At 31.4% G+C, this 20,511-nt stretch carries 19 protein-coding genes; 8 read left to right on the plus strand and 11 right to left on the minus strand.

The features are described 5' to 3' along the window. Window positions 1–9: 9 nt before the first annotated feature. From mscL to Q0842_RS00560, 3 genes are all read right to left on the minus strand, one after another. Complete coding sequence (gene mscL, locus Q0842_RS00550) at window positions 10–411, minus strand: large conductance mechanosensitive channel protein MscL (RefSeq protein WP_298492840.1); 402 nt, start codon at window positions 409–411, stop codon at window positions 10–12. Between the two features lie 76 nt (window positions 412–487). Further along, window positions 488–1,594: an alanine racemase gene (gene alr / locus Q0842_RS00555; protein ID WP_298492843.1), complete on the minus strand. Its 1,107-nt coding sequence runs from the start codon at window positions 1,592–1,594 to the stop codon at window positions 488–490. Next, window positions 1,587–2,234, minus strand: coding sequence for a thymidine kinase (locus tag Q0842_RS00560; RefSeq protein WP_298492846.1), 648 nt, complete (start codon window positions 2,232–2,234; stop codon window positions 1,587–1,589). Before Q0842_RS00560 ends, alr begins: the two co-directional genes overlap by 8 nt. A 108-nt stretch (window positions 2,235–2,342) precedes the next feature. On the opposite strand from Q0842_RS00560, the gene Q0842_RS00565 reads away from it, so the two are divergent. The 4 genes from Q0842_RS00565 (at window position 2,343) to Q0842_RS00580 (ending at window position 4,840) form a co-directional block, all read left to right on the plus strand. Beyond that, window positions 2,343–3,086 (plus strand): hypothetical protein, encoded by a 744-nt coding sequence (locus Q0842_RS00565; RefSeq protein WP_298492849.1) that lies wholly within the window; start codon window positions 2,343–2,345, stop codon window positions 3,084–3,086. A 103-nt stretch (window positions 3,087–3,189) separates the two neighbouring features. Continuing rightward, window positions 3,190–3,864, plus strand: coding sequence for a 16S rRNA (cytidine(1402)-2'-O)-methyltransferase (rsmI, locus tag Q0842_RS00570; RefSeq protein ID WP_298492852.1), 675 nt, complete (start codon window positions 3,190–3,192; stop codon window positions 3,862–3,864). A gap of 15 nt (window positions 3,865–3,879) precedes the next feature. Beyond that, window positions 3,880–4,224, plus strand: a complete 345-nt coding sequence (locus Q0842_RS00575) for a HopJ type III effector protein (protein WP_298492855.1) — start codon at window positions 3,880–3,882, stop codon at window positions 4,222–4,224. 46 nt (window positions 4,225–4,270) lie between these two features. Further along, window positions 4,271–4,840 (plus strand): uracil-DNA glycosylase family protein, encoded by a 570-nt coding sequence (locus Q0842_RS00580; protein ID WP_298492857.1) that lies wholly within the window; start codon window positions 4,271–4,273, stop codon window positions 4,838–4,840. Between the two features lie 14 nt (window positions 4,841–4,854). Here the strand turns inward: Q0842_RS00580 and Q0842_RS00585 are convergent, their stop codons facing one another. Beyond that, window positions 4,855–6,060 carry an ATP-binding protein gene (locus Q0842_RS00585; RefSeq protein ID WP_298492862.1) on the minus strand — a complete coding sequence of 402 codons (1,206 nt, stop codon included), beginning with the start codon at window positions 6,058–6,060 and terminating at the stop codon, window positions 4,855–4,857. Between the two features lie 296 nt (window positions 6,061–6,356). Beyond that, a complete protein-coding gene (locus tag Q0842_RS00590) occupies window positions 6,357–6,947 on the minus strand; it encodes a carboxymuconolactone decarboxylase family protein (protein ID WP_298492865.1) in 591 nt (196 codons plus the stop codon). A 56-nt stretch (window positions 6,948–7,003) separates the two neighbouring features. On the opposite strand from Q0842_RS00590, the gene Q0842_RS00595 reads away from it, so the two are divergent. From Q0842_RS00595 to Q0842_RS00605, 3 genes are read left to right on the plus strand one after another with little or no spacing between them, the layout of a single operon-like run. Next, a complete protein-coding gene (locus Q0842_RS00595; RefSeq protein ID WP_298492868.1) occupies window positions 7,004–7,426 on the plus strand; it encodes an OsmC family protein in 423 nt (140 codons plus the stop codon). A 51-nt stretch (window positions 7,427–7,477) separates the two neighbouring features. Continuing rightward, window positions 7,478–9,190 carry a single-stranded-DNA-specific exonuclease RecJ gene (recJ, locus tag Q0842_RS00600; RefSeq protein ID WP_298492871.1) on the plus strand — a complete coding sequence of 571 codons (1,713 nt, stop codon included), beginning with the start codon at window positions 7,478–7,480 and terminating at the stop codon, window positions 9,188–9,190. 3 nt (window positions 9,191–9,193) lie between these two features. Further along, the gene (locus Q0842_RS00605) at window positions 9,194–10,462 is read left to right on the plus strand and encodes an MFS transporter (protein WP_298492874.1); all 1,269 of its coding nucleotides are present in this window, start codon (window positions 9,194–9,196) and stop codon (window positions 10,460–10,462) included. On the opposite strand, the gene Q0842_RS00610 is transcribed toward Q0842_RS00605, so the two are convergent. The 6 genes from Q0842_RS00610 to Q0842_RS00635 form a co-directional block, all read right to left on the minus strand. Continuing rightward, on the minus strand, window positions 10,459–11,211 hold the full coding sequence (locus Q0842_RS00610; RefSeq protein ID WP_298492877.1) for a UDP-2,3-diacylglucosamine diphosphatase: 753 nt from the start codon (window positions 11,209–11,211) through the stop codon (window positions 10,459–10,461). The two genes, Q0842_RS00605 and Q0842_RS00610, sit on opposite strands and share 4 nt — an antisense overlap. A 126-nt stretch (window positions 11,212–11,337) precedes the next feature. Then, window positions 11,338–13,536: a PepSY domain-containing protein gene (locus tag Q0842_RS00615; protein WP_298492880.1), complete on the minus strand. Its 2,199-nt coding sequence runs from the start codon at window positions 13,534–13,536 to the stop codon at window positions 11,338–11,340. Window positions 13,537–13,543: 7 nt separating this feature from the next. Next, window positions 13,544–14,035 carry a DUF2271 domain-containing protein gene (locus Q0842_RS00620; protein ID WP_298492883.1) on the minus strand — a complete coding sequence of 164 codons (492 nt, stop codon included), beginning with the start codon at window positions 14,033–14,035 and terminating at the stop codon, window positions 13,544–13,546. 10 nt (window positions 14,036–14,045) lie between these two features. Then, window positions 14,046–15,536, minus strand: coding sequence for an ankyrin repeat domain-containing protein (locus Q0842_RS00625; RefSeq protein ID WP_298492886.1), 1,491 nt, complete (start codon window positions 15,534–15,536; stop codon window positions 14,046–14,048). A 72-nt stretch (window positions 15,537–15,608) separates the two neighbouring features. After that, window positions 15,609–16,970 carry a hypothetical protein gene (locus Q0842_RS00630; protein WP_298492889.1) on the minus strand — a complete coding sequence of 454 codons (1,362 nt, stop codon included), beginning with the start codon at window positions 16,968–16,970 and terminating at the stop codon, window positions 15,609–15,611. Between the two features lie 11 nt (window positions 16,971–16,981). After that, window positions 16,982–19,426 carry a TonB-dependent receptor gene (locus Q0842_RS00635; protein ID WP_298492892.1) on the minus strand — a complete coding sequence of 815 codons (2,445 nt, stop codon included), beginning with the start codon at window positions 19,424–19,426 and terminating at the stop codon, window positions 16,982–16,984. Window positions 19,427–19,525: 99 nt separating this feature from the next. Between Q0842_RS00635 and Q0842_RS00640 the strand changes: the two genes are divergently transcribed. Next, window positions 19,526–20,509: an AraC family transcriptional regulator gene (locus tag Q0842_RS00640; RefSeq protein WP_298492895.1), complete on the plus strand. Its 984-nt coding sequence runs from the start codon at window positions 19,526–19,528 to the stop codon at window positions 20,507–20,509. Window positions 20,510–20,511 lie beyond the last annotated feature (2 nt).

Below are 20,511 nucleotides of genomic sequence, written 5' to 3' on the forward strand. Positions count from 1 at the left end.
AACTATTTGTTATTTTTTAAGTAAATCTCTAATTTCACCTAATAAATCTTCTTGAGAAGGTCCTGCTGGAGCTGGCTCTTCAGCTGGTTTTTTAGTTTTGTTATAAGCCTTAACAATTAAGAACATAACAAGACCTACAATTAATAAGTTAATAATTGTATTTACCCAACTTCCCCACATAATAGCATTTTCTGGAGTAGTTACAACGCCCGCTGCATCAACAACAGCTTCATCTAAGATGATTTTTTTGTCTGCAAAATCTGTTCCACCAGTAAAGTGACCTACAAATGGCATTACTATATTATTAACAAATCCAGTAACAACAGCTCCAATTGCACCAGCCATAATTACAGCAACGGCAAATTCGATAACGTTACCCCCTGTGATAAAATCTTTAAATTCTTTTAACATTTTAATTAGTTTTAATGGTTAAATATATAATTTAGACCAAGATAATTAAAAAAGTCACACCAATTTACAAAAAACATTAACTAACAAAAATGCGTTTAACACGTTGTGAAATGGAGGTTATGAGCTCGTACGAAATAGTATGGACTTGAGAGGCTAAATTTTCAGCAGTAGGATTTTCGCCAAAAATAATCACTTCATCACCTTCTTTGCAGTCAATATTTGTAATATTCACCATAATCATATCCATACAAACATTTCCAATTATTGGTGCTTTCTGTCCATTTATAGTAACAAAACCTTTACCATTTCCATATTGTCTTCCAATACCATCGGCATGACCAATAGGAAGTGTAGCTGTTTTTAATAAACCATTACTTTTAAAGGAGCGATTATAGCCAACAGAGTCCCCTTTTGTAATTGTATGTATTTGAGATATAACTGTTTTTAATGTCCCAATAGGCTTTAAATTTTGGTTTTCTTTTTTAGAATTTCCAAAGCCATATAAACCTATGCCGCTTCTAACCATATCAAAATGTGCTTCAGGATAATTTAAAATGCCAGAAGTATTACACATATGCATTATGGGTTTGTAACCAATTAGATCTATAAATTTTTTAGCTATATGTTTAAAAGTATCAATTTGGTATAATGTAAATTCTTTTTCATTTAAATCTTCACTTGCAGCTAAATGAGAGAAAATAGACTTCACTTTTACTGTTTTGGTTGATTTTAATTTAGAAACGACATTACTAACATCTTTTTCAGAAAATCCCAATCGGTTTAAGCCGGTATTAAATTTTATATGGATAGGATAATTAGATTGATTTTGCGCGGAAGCAATATTAATAAACTCATTTAAAATTTTAATATTATAAATACTTGGTTCTAAACAATGTTCTATTAGCAATTTAAAATTTACAGTTTGTGGATGCAGCACTAAAATAGGTTGTGTTATCCCAGCTTCTCTAAGTGCAATACCTTCGTTAATGTATGCAACTGCAAAATAATTTACATTTAAATTTTGAAGATAAATTGCAATTTTACTTGCATCGCTTCCATAAGCAAAAGCTTTTACTACCGCCAAAAATTTTGTATCGGGTTTAAGCTTAGATTTTAAATGTTCAAAATTATGTTTAAGTGCTTTTAAATTTATTTCAAGCACAGTTTCTTGTGCTTTAGGCATTGGGGTTCTTGGATTTTGAATTTACTTCTTCAACTTCATTAACCTTCATATTTTTTACCTTATCACGGAGCATCGCTTTATAATAGGCTGCTCTGCTTAAAGGTTCATATTCATTAACCTCACCAAGTAAAACAAGATTTTCGTTTTGGTTTTTTCTATAGCTATATTGCGCTAAATTTCCAGTTCGAGTACAAACGGCATGTACTTTAGTAACATATTCTGCAGTTGCCATTAAGTTAGGCATTGGGCCAAATGGATTTCCTTTAAAATCCATGTCTAAACCAGCCACAATTACACGAATACCTTTATTAGCTAAATCGTTACAAACACGAACAATTTCATCATCGAAAAACTGTGCTTCATCAATGCCAACTACATCGCAACCATCTGCTAAAATGGGTATATTTGCTGCAGCAGGCACAGGTGTTGATCGTATTTCATTGGCATCATGAGATACTACCATATCCTCATCATAACGAACATCAATAGCGGGTTTAAAAATCTCAACTTTTTGTCTTGCAAATTGCGCACGCCTAAGCCTACGGATAAGTTCTTCGGTTTTTCCAGAAAACATAGAGCCACAAATAACTTCTATCCATCCAAATTGTTCTTTATGATTTACTGTATTTTCAAGAAACATTTCGTAATTTTAACACTAAAATAAGGTGATTTATCGTTTGTATAAAGGTGGCGTAAATTTATTAAAAAACAAAAGTCTAATAGTGCAATAATTTAAAATTTATAAACAATGAAGAAGAAGCTTGAATCTGAACTTGTGAGTATAGCACATAGAATTCTTAAATTAAAGGGTAAAGAAGATGTTGTTAAAATGCATACCGAAGTTTCTGTGCTTTATGAGAAACTAAGTGTTTTGAAGTTTGCACAAGAAAATTTTGAAGCTGATTTACCTATTATTGGTAGCGATTCTTCATTTTTTGACATGTTAGATAGCGCTTTTAATAATAAGGTTAGTGATAATATTGAGGTTGAAGATAAAATATATATAAATCTTGATGAGGTTGAGCATGATGATATTATGGAACCTGTGATGAATAAAATTAAAGATATGGTTGCTCATATGCCGGAAGAAACGGAAGAGATTGATACTGTTTTTGAAGACACTTTACCAAATGAACCTATAAAAAAACATAATTTAGAAGATATTACTGCTGGATTCGAAGATATTCCAATTTTTGACCCCATTTCTAAATCACATAACGGGATTTCAAATGAAAAAAAATCATTGAATGATAAACTTAAAGGTGGCGGATTAAATATTGGACTAAACGATAAAATTGCATTTATTAAACACTTATTTGATGGCAAAAGTGAAGATTACGATCGAGTTTTGTCGCAACTAAATACGTTTGTAACTTATGCTAATGCCAAAAATTTTATTTTGCAAATGGTAAAGCCAGATTATAATAATTGGGAAGGAAAAGAGGAGTTCGAAGAGCGTTTTATGCATATCATAGAAGCAAAATTTAATTAATATTTGGGTGTTACCGCGCAGAAAAAGCGCGGTCGTGCTTTTCATTCATAGTTTTGGCTCGATGCGCGCCTCGCCAAAAGCTAACCATTTCAATCACTAACACATGAGTAAACTATATATAGTTCCAACTCCCATTGGAAATTTGCAAGACATCACGTTTAGAGCTATTGAAGTTCTTAAAAGTGTCGATTTAATTCTAGCAGAAGACACTAGAACCTCAGGGAAACTCTTAAAGCATTACGAAATTTCAACACACATGCAATCGCACCACATGCATAATGAGCATAAAACGGTTGAAAATATTATTCAAAAATTAAAGAGCGGAACTTCGGTGGCGCTAATTAGCGATGCGGGAACGCCAGCCATTTCAGACCCTGGATTTTTATTATCACGAGCCTGTATTGAAAACGGTATTGAAGTTGATTGTTTGCCAGGAGCCACAGCATTTGTGCCGGCATTGGTAAATTCTGGATTGCCAAACGATAAGTTTGTGTTTGAAGGTTTTTTACCCGTAAAAAAAGGCCGACAAACACGATTATTACTTTTAGCAGAAGAAACTAGAACAATGGTTTTTTACGAAAGTCCGCATAAACTATTAAAAACCTTAGGGCATTTTTGCGAGTATTTTGGAGAAGAAAGACAAGTATCGGTTTCGAGAGAATTAACAAAACTATTTGAAGAAACTATTCGAGGTACAGCCAAAGAAGTGTTAGAGTATTATACAAACAAACCTCCAAAAGGCGAGATAGTAGTAATTGTTGGAGGAAAAAGTAAGTAGAAATAATATATAAAAATGAATTTAGAATCATTCAAGAAAAAATTAAAAGAAGATCAAACGGCCATAGTGTTTACCGAAACCATGAGCGTAATTGAAGAGAATTACAAATTTAAACCTACAGCATTTAAAAACGGAACTCTAGAAAATGCCGAAGGTCAAAATTCGGGTTCTTGTAAATTATTTGCTTTTGCTAAAGCGCAAGGCTTATCTAAAGATGAAACATTAGCTTGTTTTGGTCAGTATTATTTTGATGATGTTTTAAAGGACCCTAACGGAACGGGGCACCAAAACATTAGAAATTTTATGAATACAGGTTTTGGTGGTTTGAGTTTTAAAGGAAACCCTTTAACCAAAAAATAAAGCTTCCAATTTGTATTCTCAAGGAGTTCCTAAAAGCTAAAACTAAATGCAAGATTTACTCGATAATATAAAACAATGCACCATTTGTGCCGAGCATTTAGCTTTAGGACCACGACCTGTGGTTTCTGCACACCCAGATTCTAAAATTGTAATTATTGGTCAAGCTCCCGGAACTAAAGTGCATGCATCTGGTATTCCTTGGGATGATGCTAGCGGTAAGCAATTGCGTAAATGGCTTAATGTATCTTATGAAGATTTTTACGATGAAACTAAATTTGCCATAATCCCAATGGGTTTTTGCTACCCCGGAAAAGGAAAAACGGGCGATTTACCACCACGACTAGAATGTGCACCACAATGGCATAAACCTTTATTTAATGAGCTTAAAAATGTAGAACTCATTATTTTAATAGGTATGTATGCCCAAAAGTACTATTTAGGAAAAGCTGCAAAGAAAACCTTAACAGAAACCGTTGATAATTTTCAAGAATACTTACCTAAATTTTTACCATTACCACACCCGTCGCCACGCAATCGGTTTTGGTTGACAAAGAATCCTTGGTTTGACGATGAAGTTTTACCCGTTTTAAGAAAAACCTTAAAAAATCTAATCTAAAATCTTAATTAGCTTTAAAGTTTTTTTGGGAGTGTAAATGTAAATACACTACCTTCTTCAAGAATCGAAGACACCCTGATTTTTCCCTTAAGATCATCAATAATTTTTTTAACAGTCGCTAAACCAATTCCTGTTCCTTTATTCCCGTATTTATCTAGTGTCCCAACAACAGAAAAAAGTTGAAAAATCTTATCAATATGTTCGTTTGGTATACCATTGCCATTGTCCTTTACTTTAAATTGATAAAGTGCTTTAGTTTCTTCTAAATGTATATCAATAATAGGTTTTTGTTTTGAATTGTACTTAATGGCATTTGTAATAAGGTTTACCAATATTTGCATTAAAGCAGATTTATTAATAAAAAGAGTTTCTACATTTGAGTGTAAATTTAATGATGTGTTAGAGTCAATGTTTGCAATTGTTTCTATTTCTTTAAGTAAAGATATTGTATTAATATGCTCTCGTTTTCTTAATAATAATTCATCACTATTGTAATACTTTAAAAGGCCATCAATATATTCTCTTAAGGAATTTGAAGAGGTTTTTAAATATTCTATATACAGCAAGGAATCTTCACTTAATAGCCCTTTATTTTCTTCTTCCAAGAGATCTGTTAACGAAATAATATTAGATAATGGTGATTTTAAATCATGTGATACAAGCCGAGCAAACTTTTTAAGATTTTCATTTCTTTTTCTAAGTTTTTCTTGATATTTAAGAAGCCTGAGGTTTTGTAGTCGCTGCTCAAACAATTTAACAACTTGTTTAGACAATGCGACTAAAGCATCAATTTGTTGTGTGGTTAATTGTCTTGGTTTATGATCATAAACACACAAGGTTCCTAACTTAAAACCATTTGAATCTACTAAGGGTGCACCTGCATAAAATATAGCTTTGTATTCACTAACTAACGGATTATCAATAAATCTCTCATCCAATCTTGCATCTTCAATTATAGTAACGGGAAATTCTGCATTAATAGCATGACCACAAAATGAAATTTTGCGAGGCGATTCATTAAAAGGAACACCAAAATGAGATTTTAAAAAATTTCGATCGTTATCTAAAAGGGTTATTAATGATATTGGTGTATCACAAATGTAAGACAACAAAGCAGTAATATTATCATAACTCTCCTCAGGTAGTGTGTCTAAAATTTTATATTTTTCTACAGCTGCTTGTCTTTGTTTTTCGTTTTTAGGGAATTCAGGTGCTATCATAGTTTATTTATAATACAATCTTACTGTTTAAATTTATAGAAAGGATTTATTTTTGAGATTAAAAAGTACTTGATTTAGAAGATATACCAAATATATAGTAAAAAATGTTTTTTTAAACATTTATGTCTTGAGGCTGTTTTACAAAGTTTATGGGTAAAATTTTGGTTAGTACTTTAATTTTGGAATGCGCGAAAGTTTTAATCTAAACTTCTACTAGAATAAAACTTCCTATAACTCTAAACTATTAGAAATTTTGAAACATACCCTCTTATTCCTTAGTTCAAAAGTATAACCATCTAAACATGTTTACCTTTCTCCCAACCATGTTTTCCTAAATACTGTTCGCCACTTTCAACAGCACCACCTTCAATTGAGGTTCCCATACTATCATTCCATCTATTTAAATAACCAAATAAAGAAATAACACCAAGCATTTCAACAATTTCTCCTTCATCCCAATGTTCGTAAAGGCGCTTTTTAATAGCTTCATCAACACCGTTTGGTACTTGACTTGCTTGTAAAGAAAAATCTAAGGCAGCACGTTCTGCTTCGTTAAAAGCAGGATGTGTTTGGTACTCCCAAATATTATCTAATTGTTCTTGCTCTGCACCATAACGTTCCGCAGCACGAATGGCATGTGCTTGACAATATCTACAACCTGTTGAATTGCTTGATACCCAGGCAATCATCCGCTTTAATGCAGAGGTTACTCGACCTTCATTTGCCATAACCGCTTTATTCAAATTAATAAAGGCTTTACTTATTGCTGGTCTGCGTTGCATGGTTAAAACAGAATTAGGGCAAAAACCTAGTGTTTCATTAAAAAATTCTGCTAATTCTTTGGTTTCTAAGTCATGATTAGGTGAAAGGGGAGTTACTAATGGCATATTTTCTTTTTTTTGTAGTATTTTTGATACTTACAAGAAACGAAAAATAATTAGAAATGGCAGTAAAGGTTACCACAAAATGGTTAGGAGATATGAGGTTTGAAAGTACAAATCCGTCTGGGCACAACTTATTTATTGATGCAGGAGAAGAAAACGGTGGCAAAGGCGAAGGATACAGACCTAAAGCATTAATGTTATCTGGTTTAGCAGGTTGCTCCGGTCTAGATGTTGCGGCTTTAATAAAAAAAATGAAATTAAAAGTAGATTCTTTTGAAATTGAAACCGAAGCTAATCTAACAGAAGAACATCCAAAATATTACGATAAAGTAGCTATGCATTTTCGTTTTTATGGCGATGATTTAAATGAAAAGAAACTCCAAAGGGCAGTTGATCTATCTATCGAGAAATACTGTGGTGTTATGGAAATGTTTCGTCAGTTTTCAGAATTAACCATAGAAACTCATTTTTCTAAGAAATAAAGGGGAGTATTATCCGTTTATTTTTGTTTAAAAACTCTCACACCTCTCTCAATGCGTTGGACTTTAAAACCTGAACCTCAAAAAGAAAAAGTTGAAGCTTTACAAAAGGCACTTCAAGTAAACTCTAAAATAGCAACTATGCTAGTTCAAAGAGGTATTGAGTCTTTTGAAGAAGCAAAAGCTTTTTTTAGACCGAGTTTGGATGAATTGCACGATCCATTCTTAATGAAAGATATGGACAAAGCTGTTGCAAGAATTGAAAAAGCCATCGCCAATAAAGAAAACATACTTGTTTATGGTGATTATGATGTGGATGGTACAACTGCTGTAGCTTTAATGTCGTCTTATCTTAAAACTAAACACAATTTAGTTTATACATATATTCCAAATAGATATGATGAGGGTTATGGTATTTCTTATAAAGGAATAAACTTTGCTTTAGAAAATGAGTTTACTTTAATTATAGCATTAGATTGCGGAATAAAGTCTGTAGATAAAGTTGCTCATGCCAAAAAATTAGGTATCGATTTTATTATATGCGATCATCACAGACCCGGTAACGAAATACCAAAGGCAGCTGCCGTATTAGACCCAAAACAAGATGATTGCAGTTATCCCTTTAAAGAATTATGTGGCTGTGGTGTTGGTTTTAAATTAATTCAAGCTCTGGCTTTAAAAGATGGCAAAACAGCCGAAGACTTATCGGAGTATCTAGATTTGGTAGCTACTGCAATAGGTGCAGATATAGTGCCAATAAATGGAGAAAATAGAGTACTAGCTTATTTTGGTTTAATGGTAATAAATACCAACCCAAGATCTGGTATTAAAGCTATTTTAGATCAGGTTGAAAAAACAGAACTTACTATAACCGATGTTGTTTTTATAGTAGCACCCAGAATAAATGCTGCAGGACGTATGAAGCATGGTAATTATGCTGTAACTTTATTAACTGAGGAAGAGCCAGAAATGGCTAGAAGATATGCTGCAGAAATTAATGAGTATAATTTAGACCGACGTGAAACAGATAAAAGAATTACAGAAGAAGCTCTTAAACAAATTGAAGAACAAAACGAACAGAACCGCATTACTACTGTTGTTTACCATGAAAATTGGCATAAAGGTGTTATTGGTATTGTGGCTTCTCGATTAACAGAAACCTATTACAGACCTACACTAGTTTTTACTAAAAGTGGTAATAAATTAGCAGCTTCGGCACGATCGGTAAGAGATTTTGATATTTATAATGCCTTAGAAAATTGTAAAGAATATATAGATCAATTTGGTGGACATAAATACGCAGCTGGCTTAACACTTGAAAAAGAAAATTTTGAAGCATTTAAGCAAGCTTTTGAAGATGAAGTGTCTAAAACTATCGATAGGAACTTATTAATACCCGAAATTAAGATTGATGTAAAAATTGATTTAAAAGATATTACTCCTAAATTTTACAGAATTTTAAAACAATTTGCACCATATGGGCCAAGTAACATGACACCTGTTTTTTTGACAGAAAATTTAAGAGATACAGGCTATGGAAAATGTGTAGGTGCAGATAAAACACATTTAAGATTAACAGCAACTCAACCAGATTCTACAAGTAGAATGGTAGGTATTGGTTTTAGCATGGGAGATAAATTTGATAAAATTTCTGAAGGTAAACCATTTAGAGCTGTTTATTCTATTGATGAAAATGAGTGGCGTGGTAATGTAAGTTTACAATTAAAGTTAAGAGATATAAAAAAACATAAGGAGACTACCTTGTAAATTATGGCAAAAACCGACCCTTACGCAGCCTTACGAATTAAGGAGTTTAATATTTTTTTATTGTTACGCTTGTTTCTAGTTTTTGGATGGTCCATGCAATTTATTGTTATTGAGTGGCAAGTGTATAGTTTAACAAAAGACCCTTGGAGCTTGGCTTTAATAGGAGCTTGTGAATTTATTCCAGCTTTTTTTATGGCACCATTTTCAGGTCATATTGTAGACCAAAAAGAAAAAAGAAATCTTTTTGCACTTTGTATAGGTGCTTTTTCTTTAATAAGTTTAGGACTATTTTTATTAACTACTAATAAAGTGGTTACTAGCTGGTCTACACAACTAATTTTATATTCTATTTATGCCCTTGTTTTTTTTGGTGGTTTTTTACGTTCTTTTTTTGGACCTATTATTTTCTCTTTAATTGCTTTAATTGTTCCAAAAAGAATATATCCTAATGCAGCAACTTGGAGTACAAGTACTTGGAAAACAGCTGCGGTTTTAGGGGCTCTATTTGGGGGTTTTTTTATAAGTTGGATTGGTGTAGCTAATACATTATGCGTAGTTTTTATATTGGTTTTAACATCATTTCTTCTAACGTTTTTAATTAAAAAGAAGCCTATTTTAAACAAGAAAATTGGCGAATCTGTAAAGGAAAGTTTAAAAGCGGGTATTTGGTTTGTGTTTCAAAATAAAGCGATACTAGGCGCTTTAACCTTAGACATGATTGCAGTTTTATTTGGAGGTACTGTAGCTATTTTAGTGATTTTTGCACAAGATATTTTAGAGGTTGGAAGCCAAGGTTTAGGTATTTTAAATGCATCAATATCTCTGGGGAGCATCATTACTATGTTTGTAACTACGTATATTCCAATAAGTAAAAACACAGGTAAAAAACTACTTGTTTCAATTTTTATATTTGGATTAAGTATGATTGGTTTTGGCTTATCATCTATTTTCTGGGTAAGTGTTTTAATGTTATTTATTAGTGGGGCTGCCGATGGTATCTCTATGATTATTCGTCAAACCATATTACAATTAAAAACCCCAGACGATATGCGTGGACGAGTATCTTCTGTAAATTCTATGTTTGTTGGTTCTTCTAATGAGTTAGGAGCTGTTGAAAGTGGAGTAGCAGCTAAACTTATGGGACCTGTGGCTGCTGTAGTTTTTGGAGGCACCATGACTTTAATTACTGTATTTGTTATAGGAATTAAGAACTCAGTACTTAGAGATTTGGACTTAACAGAAGATATGGAGGCTAATGAGAAAGCTGATTAATATTCTCTCAACTCTATATTTTCTCCATCAAAAACACCATAAGTATAGTATTGAATCCAATCACCAAGGTTAATGTATTTTGATTTCTCGTTTAGGTCTATGTTAAGCGGTAAATGTCTGTGACCAAAAACAAAAAAATCTCGATGTTTATTTTCTAACTTGCGTTTGCAGTATTGTACGAGCCATTCGTTATCCTCACCAAGAAATGTTGCATCATCGTCACCAGAAATAAGCTTGTTTTTTACTGATAAATATTGGGCAATTTTCATTCCAATGTCTGGATGCCCCCATTTAAAAAGCCATTTAAAGAACGGGCTTATAAATACTTTTTTCATGCGTTTGTAGCCTTTGTCTCCAGGGCCTAAGCCATCGCCGTGACCTATAAAAAATGTTTTATTATTAAAGGTAAACTCTTTGGGTTTATGGTAAACGGGTATGTTTAGCTCTTCTTCAAAATAGCCATTCATCCATAAATCGTGGTTACCTACAAAGTAATGGATTGGAATGCCTGAGTCTGATATTTCGGCAAGTTTACCTAGTGTTCTTGTAAAGCCTCTTGGAACAACGGTTTTGTATTCAAACCAAAAATCGAACAAATCGCCTAAAAGAAAAATAGCAGCAGCATCGTGTTTTATTTCGTCTAACCAGGCTACAAATTTTTTTTCGCGTGGCTTAGAGGCTTCCATTGTTGGAGCGCCTAAATGGTTGTCTGAAGCGAAATATATTTTTTTTCCTTTTGGAATTTGCATGCGTAAATATACTAATTCCTGTTAATGCAAGAATATTTGTTTTAAAAATAAGCGAGTAAATAAATTATAATTATTTATTGCCTGTAATTTAAAGTTTAAAATAAAAATAATTAGATTGATAAACCTTTAATAGCAATCTTCTAGAATCTGACCATTATCTATATACACATCAAAAGGTTTAATATTGTTTTTAAGACAAATTTTTTCTAGAAGAATAAAAGTATTATTTCGCATTGCAATAGAGCCACAAATCATTATTGTTCCGCCACTTGCAAGTATTTTTGCTATGTTTTTATTATCTCTTTTAATTAAATCTTGAACATATTTATAAGGTGTCTCTTCTTTAGAAAGAGCAATGTTATATTGTTGCAATGGTTTTTTTTGTATCGCTTCTAAAATTTGTGGTTTAAATAATTTTTCAGAAGCTTTAGTTCTTGTCCCCCAATATAATATTAAGGATGCTTTTGTTTTTTGATGTATCATACCCAAAAATGGTGCAATGCCAGTTCCGTTAGCAATTAAAACAACTTGTTTGCTCTTTTTAGGTAAATAGAAAGCTTTGTTTTTTTTAATAGTTACTTTTAGTTCTTGATTAGGGTTTAAATGGTTTAAATAATTTGAGCAAACTCCATGAGAATGTTTTTTTACACATAGTAAAATATCGCCATTACTATTTTTTCCAACAGAATATAAACGTTCTGTGGTTTCGTTAGAAGGTGTAACTCCTAATAAATCTCCGGGTATAATAGCTTTTTGTTTTTTTGCTTTTAATGTGAGTTTAAAAGTTTCACCATACATATCAATAACATTTTGTTTGTCGATTACCTTAAAAACGGTTTCTTTTTGTTTTTTTGAAACTAATTTAGTTGGAATATTTAGGTTTAAGTTCAAGGAAGTTGCCCATTTTAAAGTCCAATTTCTAAATTGATCGTAATTCTGATTGTGAATTAATTCTGGGTTTTTTGAAGGTACATGAATCTTATCTTTCGATATAATTTGACTATGAGTTTTTTTTGCGAACTCACAAAACTGAGGATAAGAATAAGAGCCTAAACCAATAACATGACAGGTAAATGGTTTACTAATTTCGGTTTGCTTTAGTTTATTTAAAAATAAATTAGCATTGCTTGGCGGTTCGCCATCTCCATAGGTTGAGGTTATTATAATTAGCTGTTCAATATTTGAATAGTTTGTATAGTTATTTAAGTCATCAATAAATACTTTTTTGCCTGCTTTTAATAGAGATTTTTGTAATATTTTCCCTAATTTTTTTGTACTTCCATTTTCAGACCCAACTAAAATTATAAAATTAGATTGGTTGGCTTTAAACTTGTTTTTGGTTTTAGAGCGCAGTCTATTATATGCAATTATACTACCAGAATACATAAAGTATAAAATTGAAATAGAGCTTATAAACAAAACTAGAGACCAAATAATACTTCCTGAACCTGTATGTATATTAAAACTTAGTACTGCTAATATTTTTGTGAAAGGATAATAGGTTGTTTGTATTATTTCACCTGTTTTTTGATGTATTTTAAGAGTTTTGTTATGAAGGTTAAGAACGAAATAATCTTCTTCATCTGTAGTGAAAGGAAATTCTAATTTTCTTACATCTTTTAATAAAGTGTTTTTAAAAACAGGAAATTTTGAAATAGGAATGGTAGTTTTAGAATCAGATTTTTTATGGGTAATACTAGTTTTGTTTTCTGGTAATAAAGAAAACCTATCCATAGACAAATAAGTTCCAGATAATGCTAAAATAATAATAGGTATTAGTAGCCACCTTCCTAAAGCTACGTGGTTGTATTGTATTGATTTATCGTTAATTATTTTTGAGCATAATTTTATAAAACCACCTTGTCTTTTTATAGCTAGTAACAAGCCTGTTATAGCAATTAAAAACAATAAAAAACAAGTGATTCCAACAAACAAACGCCCAGGGGTTTTTAAAAATAAGGAACGATGGAAATTGGTTAAAAATTCAAAAAAAGGACTTTTAGTAGGAATATTAGCAATTTTGTTGCCCTTATATGGGTTAATGTAAAATTGCCCATCCACATCAGATTCCATGCTAAAAACATTTGCTTTCACAAAATAATTTTTATCTATTTCAATATCTAAAACTTCGTCATAATTATTTTTTAGGGTATTAACTAGCTTAGCTAAAGAGATGTTTTTAGCATTTTTAATATAATAAGGTTGTGCTTTTTCCTGTATAGGCTCAAAAGCTAAAAAAGCACCTGTAATAGTGGTTAAAAGTAAAAATAAAGAAGAAGATACAGTTAAATAAAAATGACTGTATCTCCATATTTTGTTAAGCATTTTTTAATTAGTTTGGTATAATTCTAACATAACGGATGTAGCCAGTTCCTTCAAATTTATTTTTGAGATTATTGTGATCTAATACAATTTCTAAATCTTTTTCATGATAATCTTGATGTTCAACAGCGGTTTCAAACCTTAATTTATTGTCTGTTTTTAAATCATTTTCATTTAATTGAAATGTAAATATTGAACGTTCTCCTCCAGCAATAGTTGCTCCCGTTATTGCATCAATATCATTAGTTTTTAAGGTTTCAAAAAACGACCACCATGAAGGGATGTCCGGATACCATTTCTCATCATCTCCCAAAACATGTAATGTTTTAATATAATTGTTGTTTTTATCTACTAATGATACTACAACGTATGCACCTTCTCCTTCATAGTTTTTTAACTGAACCATGCATTTGTATTTTGGTTTAGGTTCTGTGTTTTTTAATGTAGTAAAAGCCATGAATGATAGGCATACTACGAAAAGCATGTATTTATAGAGTTTCATGTATATTTATTTAAAATTGTTTTAAAAAAGTAATATCTGTATTATTTAGTAACTCATTTTCTTGAGCCAAGTCATAAGCAGTTTCATCAAAATCGGTAAGTGCTTTTTTATCGGCTCCTTTATTGATTAAAAGTTGCAATAATTCTACATTGGTGGCTTTCATAGCTGCTAAATGTAAAGGAGTTAAACCATTGCTGTTTTTTTGATTGATGCTTGCACCTAATGCTATTGCTTTTTGGATTAATTTTTTATCTCCTTTGCTTATAGCTATATGTAATGGGTATTGTGTTTTTGAAGCATTTTTAAATGAAACACCTGCTGTTGTTAGAGCTTTTGTGAAAGCTTCAAAATGTTGAGCGTTTCGTCTGTTATAGGCATTAAATAAATGGTAAAATAAATTGTTTTCTTGAGCATCTACTATTTGAATATTAGCACCTTTTTCTTTTAATAAATTAAAAGCTTCTAAATTCATGTGTTGCGTGGCATAAGTTATTGCAGAAAACCCTTCTTTATTTTGTTGGTTAATGTTTTTATATAATGGAGCTAACTTTTGTAAGGCTAAATAATTATTTCCTTTGGCAGCATTTAAGAAGGCTGTATTTCCATCTTTATCTTCTTGTTGAATATTAATATTTTTTTCTATAAAAAAATCTATAATCTTTACATCTTTAGTATTTAAGGCAATATTATGTAATGCATTTTCACCATTATTATTTGTTAATGTCATGTCTAAGCCTAAACTTTCAAAATATTGATAGACTTCTAAAGGGTTGCTTTTGCGTCTTCCTCCGTGGCTTGCAAAAAGTACTATGTTTTCTCCAAGGTTATTGTTTTTTTTGTAGTTAAAACCTAGAGCAATGTATTTTTTTATCAAATCTATGTTTCCGCCCTTAGCAGCATAAAACATGATATTATTTTCTTGTTTGTCTATAGCATGAATATCTACTCCTTTTTGTTGAAAGTACTCTATTATTTTTCCGTCTTTGCTATGTGGTGCTAATAATAAAATGGCATTGGCTCCAGCACGGTTAGTTTCTTTTAGATTAACACCATTTTCAACCATTAAATCATAAATATCTGTATTGTCATGACCAGCATTTAGAGTAAAAGTAAACCAGTTAAAACCATGGCTTCCTACTACGTTTATGTCGGCACCTTTATTTATTAATAATTTCATGGTATCTAAATCACCAGAACTACCAGCCCACATTAAATAACTTCTTCCGTCATGAGTAGACTTGTTAATATCGTTTCCTGGTAAAGACAGTAAGTATTCAATTGTTTCTACAGGGGCTTTAGCCATAATAGCAAAGCAAATAGCATCAAAAGCAGCTAAATTAGGTGTTACAGCATCATGACCTTCTTTTATTTTTTGTTTTACGGCTGCAACATCGGGTTGTGTTTGCCAAAATGATCTGTTATGAAATTCGTTAGTGCTTTGAGGTCTTTGGGCAAAAAGTAGAACTGGCACCAACAGCAGTAAAATAAGTGATTTTTTCATAGTTGTTTTAATTAAGAAAATCTCTTTCTGAATATTTTCAGAAAGAGATTAATTTATTTTTATTGAGAAAATTTAAAAAGCACCAATAAAGTGGCTTCCTGCTGCATTTACTAATTCTGCACCTTTTGTTACTTCGGCAGTTTCAGTATTAATTACATAGATATTTCCGTTTTGCCCCACAGGAGCTTGTGTTACGTATATTTCATTTCCATCAACAACAAAACCTTGGTATTGGAATAAGTAGAAATCTGGATCATAAGGTATAGCATCAATTTTAACAGCTGTTTTAGCATTTAAGTCTACAAGAGCGAAAAACCCTTGAGCACCAGCAATACCATTTGCAGACCCATCATGACGATAAGCCAATACTGCTTTGCCGTTTGCTGCTGGTCTCCAAGCTAGAATATATGCACCTTCTACCCCTAAAGCATCATCTAAATTAAAATCATAGCTATTATCATATTGATTATTTGAATCGATTTTTAAAATGTGTGAACCTTCTGGATCGCTTTGGTTTGCTTGATAAACACTTCCGTTGTACTCAAAAGCATTAATACTGCGGTACCCATTCGTATTTCCGTGTCCTACTGTAGATGTAATTACTGTTGGGTTTAGTAATGAAGGGTAATCTAAAACTATGGTTTTAGAGCCTAAAATCTCATAATCACTATCTATTTCTCCAGTAGCAGGATCGACTTTACTTAAGCGCCCACCAATGTATAATTTATTACCAGCTTGATTTAATGTTGGCATATCAATTCTAGAGAAATAATATCCATTAGCTTCTTCTTCTGTAGATAAAGAAACACTATGCTCTTGGAAGTTTTTTATAGAAGAGTTTTCTAAATCTAAGGTAACAATCCCTATGGTAGCCTCTGTACGTATATAAGTATCATCACTAGCATCATCTGGGGTACCGTTATCATTAAATTCAGCTTCTGTATTTACATATACTGCAGCTCCTGTTTTATCGCCATCAAATAATTTAATCCATCTAGGAGCAGTACCTACGTAAGGTGCTATACTTACCTCTGAACCTGTAGGTGTGAAATTTTGACCACCGTTAACTGTATATTTAGAATAGTTACCACCAGTATCTCCTGCGTAACTAATATTGAATATAGTATTACCATCTTCAGAAGATTGCAATCTAGCAGTTCTGTTTGAAGGCACAATAAATCCGTTGTTAAAAGGCTCGATGGATACCGTTGGATCTTTAGCATCTTGGCTACTTAAGGCATAAATTAAAGTACCTCCGTTTCCGTCACCTGGATTATCTCCCATTTGTGCTGCGGCAATAGTAATCCATCGGCTTGAGTCCTCTTTATCTTCTTCAATTATAGTTGTTGAGTCATCGCTACTACAACTAATAGTAAGCAACAATAAACTAAATAAAAAGGTTATGTTATTGAAATTTAGAAATTGGTTTTTCATTTTGAAAATATTTAAAATTTATTGATTGAATAATTAATTTTTAAGTAAAAAGCACGTCCTGGTTTTTGTACTCTTAGGTTGTCATATAAAGGTTTGTCAAAAATATTTTTAATGTCAAAACTCATGATAATTTTCTTACTTGGAAATGTGTAACTAAGCCCGAAATCTTGTGCTAATTGTTGTGGGACTTTAAAAAAACCGGCTCCTCCAACACCAGATGGAATGTTTAAGTAAGAGAACTCACCCGTGAAGTATAGACTGTAAAATAAGTTTAAGTGTGTATTTTTTTGAAAGACATCTTTAAAGGAATACCTTAAATTACTATTCATTGTAAAAAAGGGTGTGTTTGGCACATCTATCTCAACACCTTCACTTAATACTTTTAAACTGAAATGAGAAATATTAAAATTAAGACCAAAGTTTTTATTGTAAGAGTAATCTAATTGCGCTTCTACTCCTTTAGAAGAACCACTTCCTTGATTTACATAAAGTATTGTTTCGTCATTAACATTTAATGATGTTTCAATAGGCAACCCAATTCTATCTTTTAAATTTCTAGTAAAAAAATTGGTTGAAACGCTAAAGTTGTGTTTTTTTATATTAAAAGTCCCAAATTTAAAACCCAAATTATAGTTATTGCTCTGCTCGGGTTTAATACTTGAGTTTGCTATGACATTATCTCCATCATCACCAAATACTTCAGTTTCACTTGGTAAGCGAATAGCTTTTTCTGCCGAGGTTAATACCGTTATGTTTGGTGTTATTTCATAAGAAATAGCAAGACCATGGCCATTATGTTTTTTATTACTGCTTATAGTTTCATTTACTATAATACTATTTCCATTACTATCTGTTTCTATTGCAGGATCAACACTTGTAGTTTTTTGTTGATAATATTTTCCAAATAAACTGGTTTTTAGTTTGTCTTTAAAAGCAGTTAACTCGTAAGTTAAGGAGTAAATATTTTTATCTAAATCTCTAGTGCCTTCAAAAGTGTTTTCTAAAACAGATTTTAAAGCATCACTATCTTTTCTTTTAATTCCGCTATATACATGGTTTACTAAAACTTTATGGTTGTTATTAAAAGCATAAGACATTCCTGATCTAATAGAAGCTACGTTTCTGTCTATTTGAAGTAATGTTGGCCCGCCTTCTTGTTGTGAACCCCAGGTGTATTTGTGGTCTACAATAGATACTGTTCCATCTTCATTAAATTGTTCGCGTTGCATTTTAACACCACGCCATGTGTAAGCTTGAGAAACGGTATCACTTACAAATCGGTTGCGTTTACCAATTAAACCGTTAATATTTATGTCGAAGCCTTTAGTAAAAAGGTTTTTCTTTTGGTAAGTTAAACTACCAAGTATGGCATCGGATTCTAAATATCTACCTTTATAAGGCAGTATGGTCATAAAAGTACCATGTTGTATTTCTTTATAATCATCAGAACCAGTTACGCCAATTAAAAACTGATCTGCCCATTTTACATTAGTATATCCAATTTGGGCCATCCCTCCTGTAGATCTATAAGCATCATTAAATCTTCTTGCTGTTATTGGTGTTTGGATTCCATTAACTTCAATATGTTTTACTTGTCCACCCCATACTTTATAGTTGTTATCAGAATAATTATTAAAAGCAGATGCTTTAACAGTAAATCCTGATTTATCAAAACGATACAAACCATTAATATTTGTTTGCAAGGTGTTGAATGAACCATAAGAAACCGAAGCGTTAAAATTAGTTTTTGTTCCTTTATGTAATACAATATTGATGGCACCACCTAGTGCATCGTCTGATAAATGCCCGGGAACCACACCTTTGTAAACTTCAATATTTTTTATCATTGAAGGTGGAATGCTATTTAAATTAAAAGAAGAGCCATAAACAGAAATAGGAATTCCATCAATAAAAATACGTACAGCACTTCCAGTTAAACCATTTAAACTGTATTCTATATTAGAACCTAAACCACCATTTTGTCGAATTTTTACCCCAACGGTAGTATTTAACAATTCGTTGGTTTGAATATTTCTAAGACTGGCTTCTTTGGTTTTTATAACATTTACTGCAAAGCCTTTTTCTTCAATTTTTCGTTTTGCCGTTTTGCCTTTTATGTTAACTTGTTGTAAAGTTTCAAGTTTTTCTGCTAGTTTAAAGTTTAAAGTAATTTCTTTATTTCTATTGTTTTCAACAAGGTTTATTTCTTTATAAGCAGATTTAAACCCCATATATGAAGTTTTGACAGTATGTTTACCTTTGGCTATGTTTTTAAGTCTGTAAATCCCGTTTTCATTGGTAATTGTTGCTTTCGAGTTATTATTTATAGTTACCGTAGCCCCAAATAATGGTTGTCCAGACTGATCTGTTACTTTTCCCGAAATTAAATATTGGTTGCCCTGTGAATAAGCAGAAATTGCTATAAAAAAGGCTACTAAAAATAATTTTACATTCACTTATTTAGACTTAATAAAAATAATATATTTGCAAAAGTATCTTCTTTAGACTGATTCTTAATAACGCAAAAAGGATTTATTATAACGTAAAAGGAATAAATGGAAATTCGATTTAAAAGCTCAGAGTGTAATAATGGAGAATTAGTGAAACGTTTTAATAAAGATTTTGAAACAACTCTTTTAACTGAAGAAGAACATTCTAAGTTTAATGATGGTATTACAGGTACAGTAAAAGAGATACATATAAATAATGCTTACATTCTTTTTCAAAATTATAATAATGAAAATTTAAAAAACTCCATATTACAAGTTGTTCAAAACCATCCTGTTTTTTTACTTCAATTTGTAATTGATGGAATGGTATCTTTCTCTTTAAATAAAAACAAGAAAACTACTTATAAGTTAAGTAAAAACAATTACAACTTATTTTACATTCCTGCTTCTAAATATTCATATAAGCCTATTAATCAAAAAAAGCAGGTTTTAAGTATTTATTTTACCGAAGCTTTTTTAATTAGTAAAATGGGAGCATGTTTTATTATTAATTCTAAAAAATATCAGCAATCAAAAAAAGAAGAACAGATTTATCCCTTTTTTAATAATGGTTTAATGATAAATGGACAATTAAGAGGGCTAGTACATGAATTTCTTAATTGCTCTTTTGATGGTGTTACAAAACAATCATATTTAGAATCTAAATTAACCGAATTGGTGTTAGTAGCTCTAGCATCAAATGATTTGAAAACTGAAACGAATAAATTAAGGAAAGACGATAAAGAGCGTTTAATTAAAATAGAATACTATATTCAAACTCATTTAAAAAGCGATTTAAGTATTGAAAAACTATCAGCTTTAGCTGGGTTTAATACCTCAAAATTTAAAAACGATTTTAAGCAGGTTTTCGGTATGCCAGTATTTCAATATATTACGTCTTTAAGGATTGAAAAAGCGATTCAGTTAATTTTAAAGCACGATTATACCATTGCCCAAGCATCATACGAAGTTGGTTATAAAAACCCGCAACATTTTACGGTTGCTTTTAAAAAAAAATTAGGCTATTTGCCTAGCCAGTTAATAAAATAAAT

Origin of the sequence: uncultured Algibacter sp. (assembly GCF_947495675.1) — a bacterium.
In the GTDB taxonomy this organism is placed as follows: domain Bacteria; phylum Bacteroidota; class Bacteroidia; order Flavobacteriales; family Flavobacteriaceae; genus Algibacter_B.

Coding starts and splice junctions, on each gene's coding strand:
- mscL (WP_298492840.1), bottom strand. CDS start 411: ATGTTAAAAGAATTTAAAGATTTTATCACAGGGGGTAACGTTATCGAA.
- alr (WP_298492843.1), bottom strand. CDS start 1,594: ATGCCTAAAGCACAAGAAACTGTGCTTGAAATAAATTTAAAAGCACTT.
- Q0842_RS00560 (WP_298492846.1), bottom strand. CDS start 2,234: ATGTTTCTTGAAAATACAGTAAATCATAAAGAACAATTTGGATGGATA.
- Q0842_RS00565 (WP_298492849.1), top strand. CDS start 2,343: ATGAAGAAGAAGCTTGAATCTGAACTTGTGAGTATAGCACATAGAATT.
- rsmI (WP_298492852.1), top strand. CDS start 3,190: ATGAGTAAACTATATATAGTTCCAACTCCCATTGGAAATTTGCAAGAC.
- Q0842_RS00575 (WP_298492855.1), top strand. CDS start 3,880: ATGAATTTAGAATCATTCAAGAAAAAATTAAAAGAAGATCAAACGGCC.
- Q0842_RS00580 (WP_298492857.1), top strand. CDS start 4,271: ATGCAAGATTTACTCGATAATATAAAACAATGCACCATTTGTGCCGAG.
- Q0842_RS00585 (WP_298492862.1), bottom strand. CDS start 6,060: ATGATAGCACCTGAATTCCCTAAAAACGAAAAACAAAGACAAGCAGCT.
- Q0842_RS00590 (WP_298492865.1), bottom strand. CDS start 6,947: ATGCCATTAGTAACTCCCCTTTCACCTAATCATGACTTAGAAACCAAA.
- Q0842_RS00595 (WP_298492868.1), top strand. CDS start 7,004: ATGGCAGTAAAGGTTACCACAAAATGGTTAGGAGATATGAGGTTTGAA.
- recJ (WP_298492871.1), top strand. CDS start 7,478: ATGCGTTGGACTTTAAAACCTGAACCTCAAAAAGAAAAAGTTGAAGCT.
- Q0842_RS00605 (WP_298492874.1), top strand. CDS start 9,194: ATGGCAAAAACCGACCCTTACGCAGCCTTACGAATTAAGGAGTTTAAT.
- Q0842_RS00610 (WP_298492877.1), bottom strand. CDS start 11,211: ATGCAAATTCCAAAAGGAAAAAAAATATATTTCGCTTCAGACAACCAT.
- Q0842_RS00615 (WP_298492880.1), bottom strand. CDS start 13,536: ATGCTTAACAAAATATGGAGATACAGTCATTTTTATTTAACTGTATCT.
- Q0842_RS00620 (WP_298492883.1), bottom strand. CDS start 14,035: ATGAAACTCTATAAATACATGCTTTTCGTAGTATGCCTATCATTCATG.
- Q0842_RS00625 (WP_298492886.1), bottom strand. CDS start 15,536: ATGAAAAAATCACTTATTTTACTGCTGTTGGTGCCAGTTCTACTTTTT.
- Q0842_RS00630 (WP_298492889.1), bottom strand. CDS start 16,970: ATGAAAAACCAATTTCTAAATTTCAATAACATAACCTTTTTATTTAGT.
- Q0842_RS00640 (WP_298492895.1), top strand. CDS start 19,526: ATGGAAATTCGATTTAAAAGCTCAGAGTGTAATAATGGAGAATTAGTG.